We start from the raw sequence: 20,565 nt of genomic DNA on the forward strand, positions 1-20,565 counted from the left end.
ATATCACTCAGCAGTTTTTATTAACTGTACACAAAAGTTGTCATTTTGTATTTTCGGTCTCTTTATCGCTCGTGCGTGAGGCAATTTTACGGGCAATACTATTGGCAGTTTCTTTTAGCAAGCTACGCTTATGCTCTAAGCGAGGTAACGGGCGGCTAAGCTCCATTGCTTTATAACCTATACGCGCGGTAAAAATACCTGCACTTAGCCCTTGTGCTGCACGCCCCGACAATTTTCCCAATAATTCAGCGCTCAGTGCCGTTGCCGCTAAATCTGAGACTAACTCTGCACTACCAACAAACAGCACTTGTTTCACTAATAAACGATACAACTTAATACGGCTTGCGTAACCAAAACCAATACCGTAGATCCGGCCAATTTGTTCAATTAACTTAGTGCCTCGCCATAAAACTGCCATCATATCGACTAAAGCCAGCGGGCTTAGCGCAACCAATAAACCGGACTCAGTAGCAAAACGGTTAATCAGTTTTTTCGCTTGTTGATCTTGGCTCACCAATAAACTATCAGCGTATAATGTCATGATTTCTTTATCTGTATGATGACTTGCTATTTGCTGCTTAAACTCTTCAAACCCAGTCAGTTCCTGATGTTTATTAAGCTTTTCAAGCCATGGTAGTGCTTCACCTACTTGCTCACTGTTTAGTAAGCGGTCAGCCTCGGTTCGATGCAATTGATTGCGCTTTAAACTTCTCAACATGCGGTACTCGCGCCAAATAACACGGGCAATCAGTAGCACACCACTGAGAACAGCTGTTAAATAGACGGAACCTAAAATAATCGATTGTTGGAACGTCACAAATAATGACATTGCAAACTCAAGTAACACTAAAACTAAAAAGCTAACAACAAACACCCCTTTTAAGGTTTGCCACTTTGACTTTTTATACACAGGCTCAAGTTCAATGCTATCTTGCAGTTCGTCCTCTGTGTCGATAAATTCTGCGTTTTCTATGACTTTTGCAACGGTTAACTCCTTTGTAGGAGCCTCATTGCTTGCTGAGCTTGAAATACGACGACCAGCCTGAAAACTCATCTCCTTAGGTTGCTCACTCATGTTAGTTTGTCTCCTATCAGGTACTGCATGACATGATCTAAACGAATATGCTTTAACCGTTTATCAGGACATGGCAGTGGCGAAAACGATAAGAACTCAAAGCCTTGTTTTGGCCACTCTTGTTTGTTGAGAAGGCGTGATGGTGGCTGAGGCGGTAAATACGTTAGCCATTCTTGCTCGCCCAAAGGTTTACCATAAATACAAGCTAACTGCTGGCCTTTTTCAGCCACTTGGCGCGGCTCTGTTGCGCAGATAGATGACATTGCCATGGTTTCGATTTGCACACCTTCGAACTTTAAGTGATTCGTTTGGTCATGCACGATTGAATCAAGCAACAGTGCTAAATCTTTGTGATACTGAGCACTAATATGATCTGACTTATTGGCCGCAAACAGTAGCTTGTCGATGTTTGGTTTAAACAAACGTTTAAAGAAGCTTGCTTCACCATAATTAAAGTGCGCCAGTAATTGGTTAATAACACGGCTTTGCTCATGCAGCGTTTCGCTACCTTCATTCAAGGCACTGAGCACATCCACCAGCACAATTTGTCGGTCAAAATGACGAAAATGCTGCTCGTAAAAAGGTTTTACAACCTCTTTTACATAGGCTTTATAGCGCTTTTTAAGATGCGCTAAATTTGACCCCTCGGTTATATCGTCAGGCACACTCGCAACCGGGAAGAACTGCAGTAACGGTGCTCCTTTTAGCTCACCGGGCATTAGCATGCGCCCAGGTTGTAGCATAGCAAGTTTGGTATCTTGTTTAAGGCTAACCAATAACTGCTGGTAAAGCGCAGCGACATCAGCAAGCTTGCTCTCATCAACACTGGCTGATAAATCAAGTTCAGCGAGGGCTGCTAAAAATGGCTTAGCCTTTTCGTTACGCGCTGTTTGCTGCAACAGTGAATATTGTAATTCACACCAATCAGCAAAGGATTGCTCTAGCATTGGCAAATCAAGTAACCACTCACCTGGATAATCAATAATATCTAAATAAAGTGTTGATTGCGGAGCAAAGTGACCACGCAGCCCCGAGTTACTTTGGTATTTAATTGCCAAACGTAAAGTATTTATACGCTCAGTGGATGCAGGCCATGCAGGCTCACCTTCAGCAGGTAATAACGCTGATAATGCATTAGTATATTCAAATGTAGGAATTGTCAGTGCTTGCTGCGGCACTATTTTTGTAGCGATATGGCGTTTTTCACGCATCACATCAAAAAAAGGTAAGTTTTTATCGTCAGCTTGGCTGGTTAAGTGTTTAACCAAGGCGGTAATAAACGCGGTTTTACCGCTGCCACTTAACCCTGTGACGGCTAACTTCACGTGTTGATCTAAACTACGATGAAGGGCTTTTTCCGCTTTATTTTTTAACGAATTAAAGGTGTTTTTTGCAAATGATTGGCTCATAAAGTGTCTAGCACCTTATTTGCGCTTGGTATCAGGATGCAAACAAGGTGCGTATATGTCCTTTAAAGTTTGTTGATTTCACGGCTAACCGTAAATTCTGTTGATGTGACATAGCGTTCCATCTCTTGTAAACGGCCATCAACTCGAGCAAGACGATCTTTTAAGTCTTGCAATGCACGGCGAGGTGGTTCCCCTTTTTGCCATACTTTAAACTTTACTTCAAGCGGGTCTTGATGGATGCTGTCTGTGCTTTTCTCTGTTTTTTCTACTGGTTTTTTATCTAAAATAAACCAAGCAGCAATGTAAGCAACAACAATAAATGGACCACCTGATAATAGCACTGCTGTCACGACTAAAATACGTACCAGCCAAAGCTCCATGTTAAAGTAGTCGCTGATACCTGCGCACACGCCAGCTATTTTACCGCGCTCTGCGTCTCTAAATAATTCGCGTTTGGTACTCATACTTTACGTCTCCACTGCGGAGCCTCTTGATCTAGTAAGGCTTCTAATGTTTCAACACGTTCTGCCATTTTATCTGCTTTTTGTGCAAGCTCTAACAGCTGGCGATGTTCGTGTTCACTTAAACCTTGGCTCACTTGCTTTTTACTACGGTAATGTAAAATTAGCCAAAGTGGGGCAACAACCACCATAAAAACAATAATGGGTGCCATCAAAACTTCTGCGTCGAACATGGTACTCTCCTGTCAATCCGTTATGTGTTTAAGCATTGGGGGACACGCCCCCATTTATTATTTTTTATCTGCTAGTTTTTTCTTAAGCTCAGCTAGCTCATCATCAATCTTTTCGTCTTGCTGAAGACCAGCAATTTCGTCAGCTAATGATTTTTTACCAAGATCATAAGACTCTATTTGTGATTCTAGACCATCGATCTTAGTTTCGTAACGTTCGAAGCGGTTTAAAGCGTCTTCAACTTTAGAACTGTCGAGTGCTTTTTTAACTTCAAGACGCGATTCAGCAGAACGCTGACGTAAGATGATTGCTTTTTGACGCGCTTTTGCATCAGCTAGCTTCTCTTGTAGCGTGCTTACTTCTTGCTGTAGCTTCTCGATATGAGATTCTACATGTTCAAGCTCAGTTTCAACTGCAGCTACTGCGTCTGCTGACTTTTGCTTTTCAATCAGTGCTGCGCGTGCTAAATCATCACGGTCTTTACTTAGTGCTAATTCAGCTTTTTCTTGCCAGTCTGCAACTTGAACTTTCAAAGTTTCAACGCGACGTACTAGCTCTTTTTTCTCAGCAAGTGTTTTTGCTGATGTAGAGCGAACTTCTACTAATGTATCTTCCATCTCTTGGATGATCAGGCGAACCATTTTTTCTGGATCTTCTGCTTTATCTAAGATGGCATTGATATTAGAATTAACGATGTCTGCAAAACGTGAAAAAATTCCCATAACATTTACCTCTTTGGTGTTTTAACTTAATCAGTTGGTATATCTAGTATCAATATGCTTGCCAACTTTTATAAAGCTAGAATAACCTAATATATTCAAACAGTTAAACTAAATTTATAAATTTCTTTAGTTCTCGAAGATAATGAAATACACTAGATCTTAGTAAAAATGACTAAGAGTTAGGGAATATGAGCCAATTTCGCCAACAGGATAATTTACTCGGCCAATCTGACAGTTTCTTAAGTGTACTTGATCAAGTGTCACAACTAGCAAGTTTGGAAAAACCTGTACTGATTATTGGTGAGCGCGGTACGGGTAAAGAGCTCATTGCTGCGCGTTTGCACTTTTTATCTAAGCGTTGGGAACAAAACTATATAAAGCTTAACTGCGCAGCGCTTAATGAAAATCTACTTGAAAGTGAATTATTTGGCCATGAAAGTGGCGCGTTCACTGGTGCTAGCAAACGCCATGAAGGCCGCTTTGAGCGTGCTAACGGCGGTACTCTATTCCTTGACGAATTAGCCAATACCTCAGCCATGGTGCAAGAAAAGCTACTACGCGTTATTGAATACGGCGAATTTGAACGTGTCGGTGGTAAGCAAACCGTTAAAGTCGATACCCGCCTCGTTTGTGCAACCAATGAAGATTTACCGACTCTTGCTGAGCAAGGCGAATTTAGAAGCGACTTACTCGACCGTCTCGCCTTTGATGTTATTACTCTGCCTCCACTGCGTGAACGCCAAGAGGATATCATGCTACTTGCAGAACAATTTGCTATCAATATGGCCCGTGATCTTGAATGGGAGTTATTTAGTGGCTTTACTCGGAGCGCCATCGAAACCCTTCAGTCTTATGAATGGCCTGGTAATATCCGTGAATTAAAAAATGTGGTTGAACGTAGTTTATATCGCCATGGTAACGAACATATTCCCGTTCACCAGATTGTTTTAGACCCGTTTGCGAGTAAGTATAGACCTAAACAGCGCGTTAAAGCGGCAGTGAGCAGTGTCCCAGTTGCAAGTGTAGAAGCTGCGCCTATTACAACAACACAAAATCAAGAAGCGGTGACACTGAGTAAGCCTGAAATTCAATTTCCTTGCAATTTAAAGCAACTGTCTAATGACTTTGAAATTGATGTGATTAAAAAAGCGCTTGAACATAGTCAATTTAACCAAAAGAAAACTGCAGAACACTTAGAATTAACGTATCATCAATTACGTGGCTATTTGAAAAAATACAATTTATTAGATCAGCAGCAATAGTTAGAGGCTAATCAGGTGTTTAAACCGTTACTTGCTTTGTCTTTGGTGTGCTTAGTAGGCTGCCTAGATAGCGAAGAAAAAACCACAGAACAAAAAAACCAGGGCTTGGTCTATTGCGCTGAAGCAAACCCTGTGTCGTTTAATCCTCAAGTGACGACGACTGGTTCAACTATCGATATTATCGCTAACCAGCTTTATGACCGACTACTGAGTATTGATCCGGTGTCTGCTGAATTTCAGGCAGAATTAGCAACCGATTGGAAAATTAGCCCAGACGGCAAAGCAATCACCTTTACCCTACGTAAAGGAGTTAAATTTCATACCACTAAATACTTCACCCCAAGTCGTGATTTTAACGCAGATGATGTAATTTTTACCTTTAGCCGCTTATTCGACGTCTACAACCCCTATCACTTTGTTGGCGAAGCCAGTTACCCATATTTTCAAAGTGTTGGTATTGACCAGCTCATTCGTCGCATTGTTCGTGTTTCTGATTACCAAGTACGGTTTGAGCTTTATAATGCTGAAAGCAGCTTTTTAGCAAACCTTGCAACAGACTTTGCTGTGGTGTTATCTGAAGAATACGCCATGCAACTTAAAGCGCGAAATCAAGAAAACTTATTTGACCAATACCCTGTGGGTACTGGCCCTTATGTATATAAAGAGTATCGTCGCGATCGTTTAATTCGCTATTACCGTAACCCTGACTACTGGAAACACCCTGTAGTACTTGAGCAACTGGTGTATGACATTACGCCAAACGGGACAACCCGGGTTGCCAAGATGCTCACTAAAGAGTGTGATGTTACTGCGCACCCAAGCAGTGCGCAGCTTAGTATTTTATCGCAACGTGAAGACATTAAAGTTCAAAAAGAACAAAACTTAAACATTGGTTATTGGGCCTTTAACACTGAGCGCCCGCCTTTTGATGATGTACGTGTACGCCAAGCACTCGCAAGCGCCATTGATATCGATAAAATCATGCAAGCGGTATATTACGGTAACGGTATTAAGGCTCAGTCTTTACTTCCTCCAGCTTCTTGGGCTTTTGAAGCACAAAAGGCTATGCCTGAATTTAACCCAGCCCTTGCCAAAACATTGCTCGCTGAAGCTGGCTACAAAAATGGCTTTGATATGAACATTTGGGCCATGCCCGTAAGTCGTATTTATAACCCTAATGCCCGAAAAATGGCTGAGCTGATGCAAAGCGATTTACGCAAAATTGGTGTGAACGTTAATATCGTCGAATACGAGTGGAATACCTTTTTACAACGGGTTGGCGAGCATCGCCACGATAGCGTATTGTTAGGTTGGGCTGCCGATACGCCGGATCCTGATAACTTTATGAGTCCATTATTAAGCTGTACAGCTACCTTTAGTGGTAAAAATCCGTCTAATTGGTGTAACCCTGAATTTGATTTGTTACTCACACAAGCTCTCGACACAACCGATCTTGAAAAACGTAAAGAATATTATAATCAGGCACAGCGGATTATAGTACAAGAGCTCCCTATCTTACCTATTGCCCATGGCATGCGCTTTCAGGCAGCAAGTAGTGATGTAAAAGGCATCAGTTTGAGCCCTTTCGGTGGTATTTCATTAGCTAACGCGAGGAAAGAATAATGATCCTAGATTATATTCTTCGCCGCCTGGCGCTCTTAATGTTTATGATGTTAACTCTGAGCATCTTTACATTCTCATTAAGCTTTTTGTTTCCTGGTGATGCGCTTACTAACTTAAGCGGTATTACCAATAGTACCTTCTCGCAAACCAGTGCACTTGAAGAAAGATTTCATTTTACCGAAAACTACATAGTGCAATATTTTGCCTTTTTAGAGCGCATTATTCAGGGTGATTGGGGGGTCTCTTTTGCATCTGGCGAGAGTGTATTTCAGCATATTAAAGACTTGTTTCCTGCAACGCTCGAATTAAGCCTTTATGCGTTGTTTGTCTCTGTTGCTGTTGGCGTACCAGGGGGTATCTTAGCTTCAGCTTACTACAAACGTTGGCCAGACAAATTTATTAACTCAGGCACACTTATCGGCTACTCAATGCCGGTTTTTTGGCTAGCTCTTTTGTTAATTATGGTTTTTTCACTGCAACTAGGCTGGTTTCCTATGTCGGGTCGTATGGGCCTACTTTACGAGATTGAGCCTGTTACTGGCTTTATTTTAATTGATATCATGCTAGGTAACTTTCCATATGATGGTATGGCGTTTTTAGATGCTTTACACCATTTAACCCTGCCAACTATAGTCCTTGCTATGTATCCAACCACTGTTCTAGTGCGCTTTACCCGAGACTCAATGTTGAAAGTACTCGATCAAAGCTATATTAAAACGGCGCGGGCAAAGGGCTTAAACCGTGCACAGCTGATTATTCATCACGCACTACGTAATGCGCTGCTACCGGTTATTAAACAAATCGGTTTACAGTTTAGTACCTTGATCACCCTTGCGATGATCACCGAGGTTATTTTCTCGTGGCCAGGCATTGGTCGTTGGCTTATCGATAGTATTTATCAACGCGACTACCCAGCTATTCAAGGCGGCTTACTCGCTGTATCTATGTTTGTCATTTTAGCTACAATTATTGCTGAGCTCACTTACACCTTATTCGACCCACTATCGCGGAACCAAGCTCATGGCAAAGTTTAATTTATTCTCTGAAGAGTCGAATAAATCGCCACTAGCGCGATTTTGGAAAAAGTTTAAGACTAATCACCCAGCCCTTGTTGGCTTATGGTTGTTTATCGCTTTAGTATTACTGGCAGTATCTGCACCACTGCTTGCACCCTATGGTGTAAATCAACAACACAGCGATGCTTTATTGTTACCGCCATCTTGGCATGACGCTGGTGATGTGCGCTTTTTATTAGGCACCGACGATTTAGGTCGTGATGTGTTATCGCGTTTAATGAATGGTGCAACTTATACTTTTGGTTTGTCGGTCGTGGCAGCTTTAATAACCACCGTGATTGGGGTATTAGTGGGTACTTTTGCTGGTATTAGCCACGGTATTCGCTCAAGCTTTTTAAATCACTTACTCGATATTACGTTATCTATTCCATCGCTGTTACTGGCAATTATTATTATCGCGATTCTTGGCCCGGGCTTAATGAATACAGTATGGGCGATTATTTTAGCTTTATTGCCACAGTTTATTCACTCGGTACGTAACTTAATTGTTGAAGAGCTTAACAAGGATTACATCACAGCATTCAAACTTGATGGCGCATCCAACTGGCATATTCTCGCCCGTGGTATCTTTCCAAATATTTACGAGCATATTGTGGTTATTTTTACCATGGCGCTTTCTACCGCTATTTTGGATATCTCGGCACTTGGCTTTTTAAAACTTGGCGCCCAGCCCCCAACCACAGAATGGGGCGCTATTTTGGCTGAAAATCTCGGTTTAATTTACCTTGCCCCTTGGACTGTTGGCTTACCGGGCGTATTATTATTTTTAGCAGTACTGTCTACCAATTTAGTAGGTGACGGTTTACGCCAAGTGCTTAAAGAACGTAAGGCCGACTAATATGCAATTACTCGATATTCGCAATCTCACGATAGAGTTGCGCACCTCAGAAACCGTAATTCGTGCGGTTGATAGGGTCAGCATGACCTTAAAAGAAGGTGAAGTGCATGCTTTGGTTGGCGAGTCTGGCTCTGGTAAAAGCTTAATTGCAAAAGCCATTGTTGGGGTTTTGAACAAACGCTGGCATATCACCGCAGATCGCATGCACTGGCGTGGTGTTGATTTGATGCGCTTATCTAACGAGCAGCGCCGTAAACTGGTGGGTCAAGACATTGCTATGATCTACCAAGACCCAAGCCGCTGCCTAGACCCTACTGCAAAAATATTTGATCAAATTGCCGAAACCCTACCCGCTGAGGCCATCAGCGGCTTTTTCTTAAAGCGTAATAAACAGCGTAAAGATAGAGTAAAAGCGTTAATTCATAAAGTGGGTATTAAAGATCATAAAAAAGTGCTCGACAGCTACCCCCATGAACTCTCTGAAGGTATATGTCAAAAAGTGATGATTGCGATGGCAATTGCCCGTACTCCTAAGCTATTAATTGCCGATGAGCCAACAACTGCACTTGAAAGTACCACTCGCGCACAAGTATTTAGGCTATTAAAAAGCTTGAATCAGCTAAAGAATATGTCAATTTTAATGATCTCTCACGAGCTTGAAGAAATCATCGACTGGTCTCATGGCATGCATGTACTTTATTGCGGACAAATGGTTGAAGCAGGTCCAACTAATCGCATCTTTAGTCAGCCATACCATCCATATACTCAAGCACTTTTGAAAAGTTTGCCTGACTATGAGCAAGGTCTAGCACACAAAGAACCGTTTTATGCATTAAAAGGCACCATTCCAACCTTACAGCATTTGCCAATAGGTTGCCGATTAGGCCCACGATGCCCGCAAGCGCAAAAAGAATGTGTGGTTACACCTAAGTTAACCAAGCATCATAGCCATAGTTATGCCTGTCATTTCCCATTGATTAAGGCGATGAAATAATGCAACCACTGCTCAAAGTTCAAGCGTTATCAAAGAGTTTCAACCTACGTGCTGGCTTATTTTCACGTAAGCGCTTCTCTGTTTTAAAAGATATTTCGTTTTGTTTAGGTCAAGGCGAAACCATTGCGATTATCGGGGAAACAGGCTCAGGCAAAAGTACCTTAGCTAAATTGCTCTCTGGAGCCGATAACGCCGATAAAGGACAAATTCTACTCGATGGTAATATCATCGAAAATGATGGCTTACGTGATAATGACTGTCGCCACATCCGTATGATATTCCAAGATTCTGAGGCGTCGTTGAATCCGGGTTTAACCATTGGTGACATGCTTAACGACTGCTTACAGTACAACACTGACTTAAACAAAGAAGAGCGTGAAGATAAAATAAAGCAAACCCTCGCAAAAGTTGGATTGCTATTAGATCATCAATACTATTACCCGCATATGTTTAGTAGTGGCCAATTGCAACGTATAGCGCTTGCAAGAGCTTTAATTTTAGATCCTAAAGTGGTAGTGCTCGATGAAGCATTATCGTCTCTAGACCCATCTGTGCGCGCACAAACGGTAAACTTATTACTGCGTCTACAAAAAGATACCGGGCTTAGCTATGTGCTAATTACTCATCATCTAAGTCTGGTGCGCCACATAAGCGACCAACTCGTAGTACTTGATCACGGTGAGATTGTTGAATACGGCCAAACCGAAGCGATTTTTCAAAACCCGCAATCAAGCGTAACGCAGAAATTGTTGAATTGCTGACAGTGAGCTGTCAGTTTGATTCGGCGTTAAAAACGCCTCCTACGCGAGCATGTTGATATCTCTATTAACTCTACTCTTTTACCTTACAGCTTTTACACTTCTTCTCTGTCACCATGACTTGGTGGTGTAGATGTAACGATAAAATGCAGTGGTTCAGTACCTTGATTACTTAGCTGATGAACTTGTCCAGCACTTACATGCAAACCTTGTTGCGCAGTGAGTTTGTGTATTTGGCCATCAAGTTCAATGGTGGCACAGCCACTAAGTACGAAGAAAAATTGTTCGGCATGCTTATGATAGTGTTTTACTTCAGCCTCACCTACTGGGACATGCTCTTGAATAACACTCAGCGCATTAGACTTTACCAAATGCCAACCGTCGCAATTGTTACCCCATGTATAATGATCTGCGCTTTTTTTGTCTATGATACTCAAAACTTTTTATACATCCCTTGGCTTTGTGGTGCGACAAACTTGTAGCCAAGCTTTTCATAAAAGCCTGGTTTGTCAGCCACCATAGTGACATAACTACCTTCAAAGGCGGCAGATTCAATGTAACGGTCAATATGTTCCATAATGACACGTCCTAACCCTTGGCCTTGATATTCTGGTGCGACTGCAATATCAACCACTTCAAAATTACAGCCACCATCACCAATTACACGGCCCATGCCAATCAACTCATCGTTTTTACGAATACAAATAGAATAAAGAGAGTTTGGCAATCCCGCCTTTGCAGCCGCTAATGAACGTGCTGATAAGCCAGCTTTAAGGCGCATATCACAGTATTCTTCAGCGCTTGGTAGCTGCTCTATTTGACTGTACTCCATAAATGCTCCTTTTGATACCAATTCACGAGTTGGAATTACCTACAAAGGTAACAAAAAAGGCGCCAGTAGGCGCCTTTTATTTAACTCATTTTGCTAACTATTCAGCAGCTTGAGTCGCTTGTGGTACTTGCACTTCAGCTTGTGCTTTTAGTGCTGCAATAAATACCATGTAGTTTTTATTCACTTGAGCCATCGTGATGTTTTGCTTTTGTTGCTCGTTAATTTCAACGTCAGCCGCTGGATTAACTGCTTTTAGCGCAACAATTGCCGCATCGCCATTGTTTAGGTCAACAACTTCAACCTCTGGTGCACCTTGTGGGTGAGCCATTTTGAAAGCTTGTTGAACAATCGCTGGTGACACAGTGTAAGCTTGACGACCCAGTGCAGCTTCTTGGCGTACTGTTAAGCCTTCAGCTTGTGCAACCTCGTTTAAGCTCTTACCTGCTTCAATATCAGCGTAAAGTGTGCGCGCTTTTTCTTTAGCAAGCTCAGATGCTTTTTGTGCAACCAAAGTCGATTTAATTTGCTCAGATACATCTGCTAGAGCTTTCGTTGTCGCTGCTTTGTGATCATTTACACGAACAACAACAGCATGCTCATCACCTACTTCAATTACTTCTGAGTTCATGCGATCTTCTAGCACCTCAGGTGAGAAAATAGCAGCCACAACTTGTGGGTTGTTAAGCGGCTCAGGTAACGCATTACGAGTTACTAGTTCTGTTTTCTGTACTTCAACGCCTGCAGCTTCTGCTGCATCAATTAAGGTATCTGAAATCTCGAACGCTAGCTCACCCATTTGAGTTTGCTTTTCATAGAACGCATTAATTTTCTTAGTACGCTCAAGTTCAGCACGAAGCTCATCTTTAACGTCAGCATATGGTTTAACTTGCTGCGTTTGAATATCAGTAAGCTTGATAATGTGATAACCAAACTCAGATTCTACAACGTCAGAAATATCACCTTTGTTTTCAAGTGCATAAGTTGCATCTTCAAACGCAGGGTCCATCATGTCACGTTCAATCCAATCAAGGTCACCGCCCATTTCAGCACTAACTACGTCATCAGAAGATGTCTCAGCTAGCTCAGCAAAATCAGCGCCGTTTTGTAGCTGCGCTAGTAGCTCTTCAGCTTTCGCTTTTGCGGCATCATCGTCTTCACTGTTATCAATTAAGATATGTGATACACGACGTTTTTCAGGCTCAACATATTGTGCGCTGTTTTGGTCGTAGTAAGCTTTGATGTCTTCTTCTGAAACACTTGAATCAAGTGTTAAGGTGGCAGCATTTAAATCGATATAGCTTACAGATACTTGCTCTGGCGCTAAGAATTGCGGTTGATTTAATTCATAGTAATCAGCAATTTCTTGCTCTGTTACTGCAATGCCTTCTTGTAATGATTCTTTTGTCACAACAAGATAGTCGATGCTACGTGTTTGCTGTTGTAGAGCTACGCTATTGTTTAATTCGTTTTCTAAGATGAAATCAGTACCAGCAACCGCACCAACTAATTGGCTACGTGTCATGTCTTCGCGTAAATATTCACGAAAAGCATCTGGTTGGAAATTCATTTGACGAATGACTTGTAAGTAGCGGTCGTTGCTGAACTGGCCGCCTACTTGGAAGTAAGGCATTTCTAAAATTGCTTTACGAACACTTTCGTCACTTACACGAAGACCTAATTCTGCCGCTAGTTGAGTTTGCAATTCTTGTTGTACTAAACGGTCGATTACACCTTGGCGAATTTGTGCCATGTAATTTGGATCAGCTGCGATCTGTGCGAAGTATTCACCAAATTGTTGTTCTAAACGGTTACGTTCGTTTTGATATGCACGGCTGAATTCGGTTTGGCTAATTTTAACTCCATTTACTTCTGCAACGGGTTGCTCTGTGGTTTGTCCTAAATAACCACCGATCCCAGCTAAAGCAAAAGATAAAATCACCGCGCCTAAAATAATTTTGGCTGCAGGTCCCTGCGAACCTTCTCTGATTTTCTCAAGCATTTATCTATCTCTATTCTGATCAGGTACAAATTAACCCTGCTCATGTAAAAAAAGCGTATCTTACCAGATACGCTTTTTCACTTGAAGTAACTGGTGATAAGTTACCTAAATTCAATTTAAGTGCGATTAGGTATCTCTCACCAACTAATCTTTAATGATTAGTTTACTGCGTCTTTCAGCGCTTTACCTGCTTTGAAAGAAGGAATGTTTGCTGCAGCAATCTGGATAGTCTCACCAGTTTGCGGGTTGCGACCTGAACGCGCTGCACGCTCACGTACAGAGAAAGTACCAAAGCCAACTAGCGCTACAGAATCGCCATCTTTTAGAGCGCCTGAAACAGCCTCGATGAATGAATCTAGTGCACGACCTGCAGCCGCTTTAGAAATGTCAGCGTCAGCTGCGATTTGATCGATTAATTGAGATTTATTCACAATATCATCCTCTTTCATTGTTATTATCAAGAGCGATTGTTTTTATTAAAAAATAACATCACTGTTTTGAAAATTGATGAGCAAATTAAGTTTATGCTCAGTTTATTATATTTTTCTCAACCCTAGGCCACATAAGGCCTAGGCTTGAAAACTAGTGCTTAACTTATCATACCCTTTGTATTTGAAAAGCCCCTAAATGCACTTTTTTGCGGTTTTTTACTGGTTTTTTTCTGTTTCGACAGAAAAACTCTCAACTGGATGCTTCAACGCCAGATTTAAAACGTCATCAATCCATGTAACTGGGTGAATTTCAAGGCCCTCTAATACGTTATCAGGGATCTCTTTTAAGTCACGTTCGTTAATTTTTGGAATAATAACGGTTTTAATACCACCGCGATGTGCTGCCAGAAGTTTTTCTTTTAAGCCACCAATTGGTAACACTTCACCACGTAAAGTGATTTCACCAGTCATAGCCACATCTGAGCGAACCGGGTTACCAGTTAGGCTAGATACCAAACCGGTTACCATGGCAATACCAGCACTTGGGCCATCTTTTGGTGTTGCACCTTCTGGCACGTGAACATGAATGTCACGTTTTTCATAAAAATCGCTATTAATGCGTAGCTTTTCAGCACGATTACGAACTACCGTCATCGCTGCCTGAATTGACTCTTGCATTACATCACCAAGCGAACCGGTGTAAGTTAGCTTGCCTTTACCTGGAACCGCAGCTGATTCGATAGTAAGTAAATCACCACCTACTTCAGTCCACGCAAGGCCCGTTACTTGACCAATACGGTCGCCGTCTTCTGCTTTACCATAGTCAAAACGCTGTACACCCAAGAACTCTTCAAGGTTGCTATCGTTGATAAGTACTTTTTTAGTGTCTTTATCAAGCAGGATGTTTTTAACTGCTTTACGGCATAGTTTTGACACTTCACGTTCTAAGTTACGAACGCCCGCTTCACGTGTGTAGTAGCGGATAATGCCAATGATTGCACTGTCGGCAATCTCAACTTCATGCTCTTTTAAGCCATTGCGCTTAACTTGTTTTGGAATTAAGTGCTGTTTTGCAATGTTTAGCTTCTCGTCTTCGGTATAACCAGATAAACGAATAACTTCCATACGGTCTAATAATGGACCCGGAATATTAAAGCTATTTGAAGTTGCCACGAACATCACATCAGATAGATCGTAATCAACTTCTAAGTAGTGATCGGCAAAATGGCTGTTTTGCTCTGGGTCAAGTACTTCAAGTAATGCTGATGCTGGGTCGCCACGCATATCTGATGACATCTTATCGATTTCATCTAATAAGAATAATGGATTCTTCACACCGACTTTAGTCATATTCTGGATTAATTTACCAGGCATAGAACCAATGTAAGTACGGCGGTGACCACGGATTTCCGCTTCATCACGAACGCCACCTAATGCCATACGCACATATTTACGACCCGTAGAACGTGCGATTGATTGACCAAGTGAGGTTTTACCGACACCAGGAGGACCTACTAAACATAAAATTGGGCCTTTTAGCTTATTAGTGCGTTGCTGCACCGCTAGATACTCAATAATACGTTCTTTAACTTTATCTAAGCCGTAATGGTCACTATCTAAAATCTTTTGTGCGCCAGCTAAGTCTTTTTTCACCTTAGAGCGTTTTTTCCAAGGTACATTGATAAGCGTATCAATGTAAGAACGCACAACGGTTGCTTCAGCCGACATCGGCGACATCATTTTTAATTTAGTTAACTCAGCGTTCGCTTTTTCTTGCGCTTCTTTAGGCATACCTGACTCTTCGATGCGTTTTTTAATTGCTTCGAATTCATCGGGTACATCATCAAGTTCGCCAAGCTCTTTTTGAATCGCTTTCATTTGCTCATTGAGGTAATACTCACGCTGCGATTTTTCCATCTGCTTTTTCACGCGAGTACGGATTTTCTTCTCAACTTGCAGTAAGTCAATCTCGCCTTCCATCAGCGCCATTAAGTACTCAAGACGCTCAGTAACATCGGCAATCTCAAGTACTTTTTGCTTTTCAGGTACCTTAAGTGGCATGTGTGCTGCCATGGTATCAGCAAGACGTGCGGCTTCATCGATACCTGACACAGAAGTAAGTACTTCAGGTGGGATCTTCTTATTAAGCTTTACATAGCCTTCAAATTGGCTAATTGCGCTGCGAATAAAGATATCTTGCTCTTGCTCGTCGATATGGCTTGATTCAATGAACTGTGCTTCAGCAACAAAGAAATCATCGTTATCTAAAAACTTTTCAACGCTCGCACGTTGTGTGCCTTCAACAAGCACTTTAACGGTGCCATCAGGTAACTTTAATAACTGAAGTACAGTGGCAATGGTGCCAACACGGTAGATATCATCTTGCTGCGGATCATCAACAGAGGCGTCTTTTTGCGCCACTAGGAAAATTTGTTTGTCCTTGTCCATCGCCGCTTCTAGGCATTTTATTGATTTTTCACGACCAACAAATAGCGGGATCACCATGTGTGGGTAAACCACTACATCGCGCAGTGCCAACACGGGGATTTCGACTCGATCTGTTCTCTCAAGCGTCATTATATTCTCTTCGCACTTCATTTATTTTAAAGATTACTCAAGTATATGGGGATATGTAAGGGAAAGTTCAACATATTTGTAAAAAAAGGAGCCTTTGGCTCCTTTTTCGTGTTTAACTGCTCAACTTTTAAACTATTACAGCTTTATTCTGATGCAGCTTTGTCTTGGTTACCGCTTTGGTAAATCAAAATTGGGTCTGATTCACCTTTAATAACGGTTTCATCAATAACCACTTTGCTAACATCATCCATTGAAGGTAGCTCATACATAGTATCTAGCAATACACCTTCAACAATTGAACGTAAGCCACGAGCACCCGTTTTACGTTCCATTGCTTTATGAGCAATAGCACTTAGTGCATCTTCACGAAACTCAAGCTCAACATCTTCCATAGCAAACAATGCAGAGAATTGTTTAGTTAATGCATTTTTTGGTTCGCTAAGAATTTGAATAAGTGCAGCTTCGTCTAGCTCAGTTAATGTCGCAACAACCGGAAGACGACCAATGAACTCTGGAATTAAACCGTATTTCACTAGATCTTCTGGTTCAACATCTTTAAATGTTTCGCTTAGGCTGCGGCTACCTGATGATTGCTTAACTTCAGCGCCAAAACCAATACCAGTATTCTTATGGCTACGTTGTTCAATCACTTTATCTAGGCCAGCAAATGCACCACCACAAATAAACAGAATCTTAGATGTATCTACTTGTAAAAATTCTTGCTGTGGATGTTTACGACCGCCTTGCGGTGGCACAGACGCAACAGTACCTTCAATTAGCTTAAGTAAGGCTTGTTGCACACCTTCACCTGATACATCACGAGTAATTGATGGGTTATCAGACTTTCGAGAAATCTTGTCAATTTCATCAATGTAAACAATACCGCGCTGTGCTTTTTCTACATCGTAATCACATTTTTGCAGTAGCTTTTGAATAATGTTTTCAACGTCTTCACCTACATAACCAGCTTCAGTTAATGTAGTTGCATCAGCCATAGTAAATGGAACGTCAAGTAAGCGTGCCATAGTTTCAGCAAGTAATGTTTTACCACTACCTGTAGGACCGATTAATAGGATATTACTCTTACCAAGCTCAATGTCCGCATTGATTGTTTGATTGCGCAAACGTTTATAATGATTGTATACCGCCACCGACAGCACTTTTTTCGCGTGGTCTTGGCCAATCACGTAATCATCTAGGTGATCACGAATCTCTTTCGGCACAGGCAGTTTATCAGACGCATTATGCTTCGGCGCAATGTCTTTGATTTCTTCCCTGATAATATCGTTACACAGCTCAACACATTCATCACAAATGTATACTGAAGGGCCAGCAATTAATTTGCGAACTTCGTGCTGGCTTTTGCCGCAAAAAGAGCAATATAACAATTTATTACTTTTGTCGCCGTCTGTAGGAGTGTCAGACATTCAGCTACCTCATTTATTACGTTGGCAGTAGCATAAGGCTACTGCTAATTCACTATGTTTAACTATATCAAAGAATATCAGTTTTCGCATAGTAAAGGGTGATAGCTAACAATACGTTATTATTAGCTATTCAGATTACTTCGATTCGCGGCTTGAAAATACTGAATCAACTAGGCCGTATTCAACTGCTTCACTAGCAGTCATAAAATTATCACGGTCAGTATCACGAGAAACAACTTCTAGTGGCTGGCCAGTATGTTCAGCCATTAATCGGTTTAATTTATCTTTGATTGATAAGATTTCACGTGCATGGATCTCAAAATCAGATGCCTGACCTTGGAAGCCACCTAATGGTTGGTGGATCATCACGCGTGAGTTAGGTAAACAGAAACGCTTACCTTTAGCACCCCCTGACAGTAAAAATGCACCCATGCTTGCCGCTTGGCCAACACAAATAGTGCTTACATCAGGTTTAATAAAATTCATAGTATCGTAAATCGCCATACCCGCAGTCACAGAACCGCCTGGCGAATTAATATAAAGATAAATATCTTTTTCTGGGTTTTCTGATTCTAAAAACAGCATTTGCGCAAGAATCAAATTTGCCATGTTATCTTCAACTTGGCCAGTTAAGAAAATAATGCGTTCTTTTAAAAGACGTGAGTAAATATCATATGAGCGCTCGCCTTTAGCTGTTTGTTCAACAACCATAGGGACTAGTGCGTTTAGAGGGTCTGTCATACCGCTATTCATTCTTATTTAATTCCTTATCCGCTGCGACTCATCCTTACTATAAGGAAAGCACATTTATAATAATGTTAATTAAGCTGCCTATTCAATCTTTATAACTATATAGGAACTTATCAGAATAATTTCAATCCTAGCCGAAAAAAGTTCTGAAATAACATCAGTATTGTTGGTTTTTTTGAAACTGATACCACAAACTAAAATGGCCCGAGTACGCTGTATAAATACAGGGTAACACGAGCCATTTAATCGCTAGCGAGAGCTTAAGTCAATGACTTATTAAGCACCTTGCTGTGGATTCATGATGTCGTCGAATGCTTTTTCAACGTCAGTCACGTTTGCTTTAGCTAGGATTGCTTCAACTGCTTGCTCTTCCATAGCTACGTTGCGCATTTGCTGCATAAGCTGATCGTTTGCTTTGTAGTACTCTACTACTTCAGTTGGATCTTCGTATGCAGAAGCTACAGTTGCAATTAACTCTTCAACTTTAGCGTCGTCAACTTTAAGCTCGTTCGCTTTAATTACTTCACCTAGTAATAGGCCAGTTTTAACGCGAGTTACAGCTTGCTCGTGGAATAATTCAGCCGGAAGCTCAGGCATGTTTTTAGCGTCGCCACCGAAACGTTGTGCTGCTTGCTGACGTAGTGCATCAATTTCTTGATCTACTAGCGCTTTTGGCACTTCGATTTCGTTGTTAGCTAAAAGACCTTTGATAGCTTGGTCTTTAACGTTAGCTTTAACCGCTTGGTCAAGCTCACGTGTCATGTTCTTTTTAACTTCTTCTTTAAGAGCGTCAACACCGCCTTCAGCTACACCGAATTTAGTTGCGAACTCGTCATTAAGCTCAGGAAGCTCTTGAGTTTCAACTTTCTTAACAGTGATTGCGAAAGTAGCAGCTTTACCTTTAAGGTTTTCAGCATGGTACTCTTCAGGGAAAGTTACTTCAGCAACAACTTCTTCGCCCGCTTTTTTGCCAACGATGTTGTCTTCGAAACCTGGGATCATACGACCTTGACCAAGTTCTAGTGGGAAGTCTTCAGCTTTACCGCCTTCGAACTCTTCGCCTTCGATAGAACCAACGAAGTCGATAGTTACACGATCGTTCTCGCCTGCAGCTGCGTCAACTTCAGCCCAAGAAGCGTGTTGCTTACGTAAAGTTTCTAGCATGTTAGCTAGGTCTTCGTCAGTTACAGATACAGCTGGTTTTTCAACAGCGATTTTATCTAAACCTTGAATTTCAACTTCTGGGTAAACTTCGAAAGTTGCATCGAATTCTAAATCTTTACCAGCTTCTAACGCTTTAGGAGCGAAAGTAGGTGAACCAGCTGGGTTAATTTTTTCAGAAACGATAGCTTCGATGTAGTTGCGTTGCATTAATTCGCCAGCAACTTCTTGACGTACTGCAGCACCGTAACGCTTGTTGATGATAGACGCTGGTACTTTACCAGGACGGAAACCATCGATACGCTGGGTTTTAGACAGTTGTTGTAAGCGTTTTTTTACTTCAGTCTCAACGTTCTCTGCAGGAACGGTGATGGTCAGACGGCGCTCAAGGCCTTGAGTCGTCTCAACAGAAACTTGCATGATTTACCTCAATCTTCAATTTTGGCGACTTTTCGCCTTCCTTACAAACAAGGTGATCTCCATGAGTGATAGCAAGTTTTAACGCTGAATATTTCAACTTAAAACGGCGCATTGTAACCATGAGATACCATTGCTGCTTTGCCTCTATGGGCACTATGTTAAACAATAGACGCGGCATTATAACCTAATATTTATGATAGTCGAGTCTGGGGGGCAATTATTTGGCGTATATAGCAGCAAACAGCGTTTAAGTGCGTAAAAAACGAACGCAAAAAATAACAAAAGAGAATTAAGCTGATTTAAAAGGTATTGAAAAGAATTAAGTAGCTTCGGCTAGAGGGAGTGAAGCTTAAATTTTAAAAGAGGTCGGTAATGCAGTATTTGAACCTGCGACTGAATTGGAGGTACCCAAACCAATCGTTCTATGACCTTAAACTCTTTAAAAGTGGTCGGCGATGCAGGATTTGAACCTGCGACCCCTTGGACCCAAACCAAGTGCGCTACCAAACTGCGCTAATC

The 20,565-nt window shown here is 41.6% G+C and carries 19 protein-coding genes; 6 read left to right on the forward strand and 13 right to left on the reverse strand.

The window, feature by feature from the left end:
* Positions 1-40: 40 nt before the first annotated feature.
* From HCZ11_RS10395 to pspA, 5 genes are all read right to left on the reverse strand, one after another.
* Positions 41-1,075 carry a TIGR01620 family protein gene (locus HCZ11_RS10395; RefSeq protein ID WP_167658382.1) on the reverse strand — a complete coding sequence of 345 codons (1,035 nt, stop codon included), beginning with the start codon at positions 1,073-1,075 and terminating at the stop codon, positions 41-43.
* Positions 1,072-2,484 carry a YcjX family protein gene (locus HCZ11_RS10400; RefSeq protein ID WP_167658383.1) on the reverse strand — a complete coding sequence of 471 codons (1,413 nt, stop codon included), beginning with the start codon at positions 2,482-2,484 and terminating at the stop codon, positions 1,072-1,074. The genes HCZ11_RS10395 and HCZ11_RS10400 overlap by 4 nt, the downstream gene beginning before the upstream one ends.
* A 62-nt stretch (positions 2,485-2,546) precedes the next feature.
* On the reverse strand, positions 2,547-2,948 hold the full coding sequence (gene pspC, locus HCZ11_RS10405) for an envelope stress response membrane protein PspC (RefSeq protein ID WP_130051003.1): 402 nt from the start codon (positions 2,946-2,948) through the stop codon (positions 2,547-2,549).
* Positions 2,945-3,178, reverse strand: coding sequence for an envelope stress response membrane protein PspB (gene pspB / locus HCZ11_RS10410; protein WP_036969793.1), 234 nt, complete (start codon positions 3,176-3,178; stop codon positions 2,945-2,947). Before pspB ends, pspC begins: the two co-directional genes overlap by 4 nt.
* Before the next feature lie 57 nt (positions 3,179-3,235).
* Complete coding sequence (gene pspA / locus HCZ11_RS10415) at positions 3,236-3,898, reverse strand: phage shock protein PspA (RefSeq protein ID WP_054553137.1); 663 nt, start codon at positions 3,896-3,898, stop codon at positions 3,236-3,238.
* Between the two features lie 188 nt (positions 3,899-4,086).
* On the opposite strand from pspA, the gene pspF reads away from it, so the two are divergent.
* The 6 genes from pspF to HCZ11_RS10445 are packed head-to-tail and all read left to right on the forward strand — an operon-like array spanning position 4,087 to position 10,452.
* On the forward strand, positions 4,087-5,160 hold the full coding sequence (gene pspF / locus HCZ11_RS10420) for a phage shock protein operon transcriptional activator (protein WP_130051002.1): 1,074 nt from the start codon (positions 4,087-4,089) through the stop codon (positions 5,158-5,160).
* A gap of 45 nt (positions 5,161-5,205) precedes the next feature.
* Positions 5,206-6,783 (forward strand): ABC transporter substrate-binding protein, encoded by a 1,578-nt coding sequence (locus HCZ11_RS10425; RefSeq protein WP_233786808.1) that lies wholly within the window; start codon positions 5,206-5,208, stop codon positions 6,781-6,783.
* On the forward strand, positions 6,783-7,817 hold the full coding sequence (locus tag HCZ11_RS10430; protein ID WP_130051000.1) for an ABC transporter permease subunit: 1,035 nt from the start codon (positions 6,783-6,785) through the stop codon (positions 7,815-7,817). Before HCZ11_RS10425 ends, HCZ11_RS10430 begins: the two co-directional genes overlap by 1 nt.
* Positions 7,804-8,697: an ABC transporter permease subunit gene (locus HCZ11_RS10435; protein ID WP_130050999.1), complete on the forward strand. Its 894-nt coding sequence runs from the start codon at positions 7,804-7,806 to the stop codon at positions 8,695-8,697. Before HCZ11_RS10430 ends, HCZ11_RS10435 begins: the two co-directional genes overlap by 14 nt.
* 1 nt (position 8,698) lies before the next feature.
* Positions 8,699-9,691, forward strand: a complete 993-nt coding sequence (locus HCZ11_RS10440) for an oligopeptide/dipeptide ABC transporter ATP-binding protein (protein WP_130050998.1) — start codon at positions 8,699-8,701, stop codon at positions 9,689-9,691.
* Positions 9,691-10,452 (forward strand): ATP-binding cassette domain-containing protein, encoded by a 762-nt coding sequence (locus tag HCZ11_RS10445; protein WP_130050997.1) that lies wholly within the window; start codon positions 9,691-9,693, stop codon positions 10,450-10,452. Before HCZ11_RS10440 ends, HCZ11_RS10445 begins: the two co-directional genes overlap by 1 nt.
* Before the next feature lie 92 nt (positions 10,453-10,544).
* Here HCZ11_RS10445 and HCZ11_RS10450 read toward each other — a convergent pair whose 3' ends face one another.
* The 8 genes from HCZ11_RS10450 to tig all read right to left on the reverse strand — a co-directional run bounded on the left by HCZ11_RS10450 (position 10,545) and on the right by tig (position 20,046).
* The gene (locus HCZ11_RS10450; protein ID WP_167658384.1) at positions 10,545-10,886 is read right to left on the reverse strand and encodes a cupin domain-containing protein; all 342 of its coding nucleotides are present in this window, start codon (positions 10,884-10,886) and stop codon (positions 10,545-10,547) included.
* Positions 10,883-11,281: a GNAT family N-acetyltransferase gene (locus HCZ11_RS10455; protein ID WP_167658385.1), complete on the reverse strand. Its 399-nt coding sequence runs from the start codon at positions 11,279-11,281 to the stop codon at positions 10,883-10,885. The genes HCZ11_RS10450 and HCZ11_RS10455 overlap by 4 nt, the downstream gene beginning before the upstream one ends.
* Before the next feature lie 97 nt (positions 11,282-11,378).
* Positions 11,379-13,280 carry a peptidylprolyl isomerase gene (gene ppiD / locus HCZ11_RS10460; RefSeq protein WP_130050994.1) on the reverse strand — a complete coding sequence of 634 codons (1,902 nt, stop codon included), beginning with the start codon at positions 13,278-13,280 and terminating at the stop codon, positions 11,379-11,381.
* Positions 13,281-13,438: 158 nt separating this feature from the next.
* Entirely contained in the window at positions 13,439-13,729 is a 291-nt protein-coding gene (locus HCZ11_RS10465) for an HU family DNA-binding protein (RefSeq protein WP_175580427.1), read from the reverse strand.
* Positions 13,730-13,927: 198 nt separating this feature from the next.
* A complete protein-coding gene (gene lon / locus HCZ11_RS10470) occupies positions 13,928-16,288 on the reverse strand; it encodes an endopeptidase La (RefSeq protein ID WP_130050993.1) in 2,361 nt (786 codons plus the stop codon).
* A gap of 143 nt (positions 16,289-16,431) precedes the next feature.
* Positions 16,432-17,715 (reverse strand): ATP-dependent protease ATP-binding subunit ClpX, encoded by a 1,284-nt coding sequence (gene clpX / locus HCZ11_RS10475; protein ID WP_054562074.1) that lies wholly within the window; start codon positions 17,713-17,715, stop codon positions 16,432-16,434.
* 135 nt (positions 17,716-17,850) lie between these two features.
* Positions 17,851-18,468, reverse strand: coding sequence for an ATP-dependent Clp endopeptidase proteolytic subunit ClpP (gene clpP, locus HCZ11_RS10480; protein WP_130050992.1), 618 nt, complete (start codon positions 18,466-18,468; stop codon positions 17,851-17,853).
* Between the two features lie 273 nt (positions 18,469-18,741).
* Entirely contained in the window at positions 18,742-20,046 is a 1,305-nt protein-coding gene (tig, locus tag HCZ11_RS10485) for a trigger factor (protein ID WP_054553149.1), read from the reverse strand.
* Positions 20,047-20,565 lie beyond the last annotated feature (519 nt).

Source organism: Pseudoalteromonas sp. HF66 (assembly GCF_011806445.1).
Taxonomy (GTDB): Bacteria; Pseudomonadota; Gammaproteobacteria; order Enterobacterales; family Alteromonadaceae; genus Pseudoalteromonas; species Pseudoalteromonas apostichopi.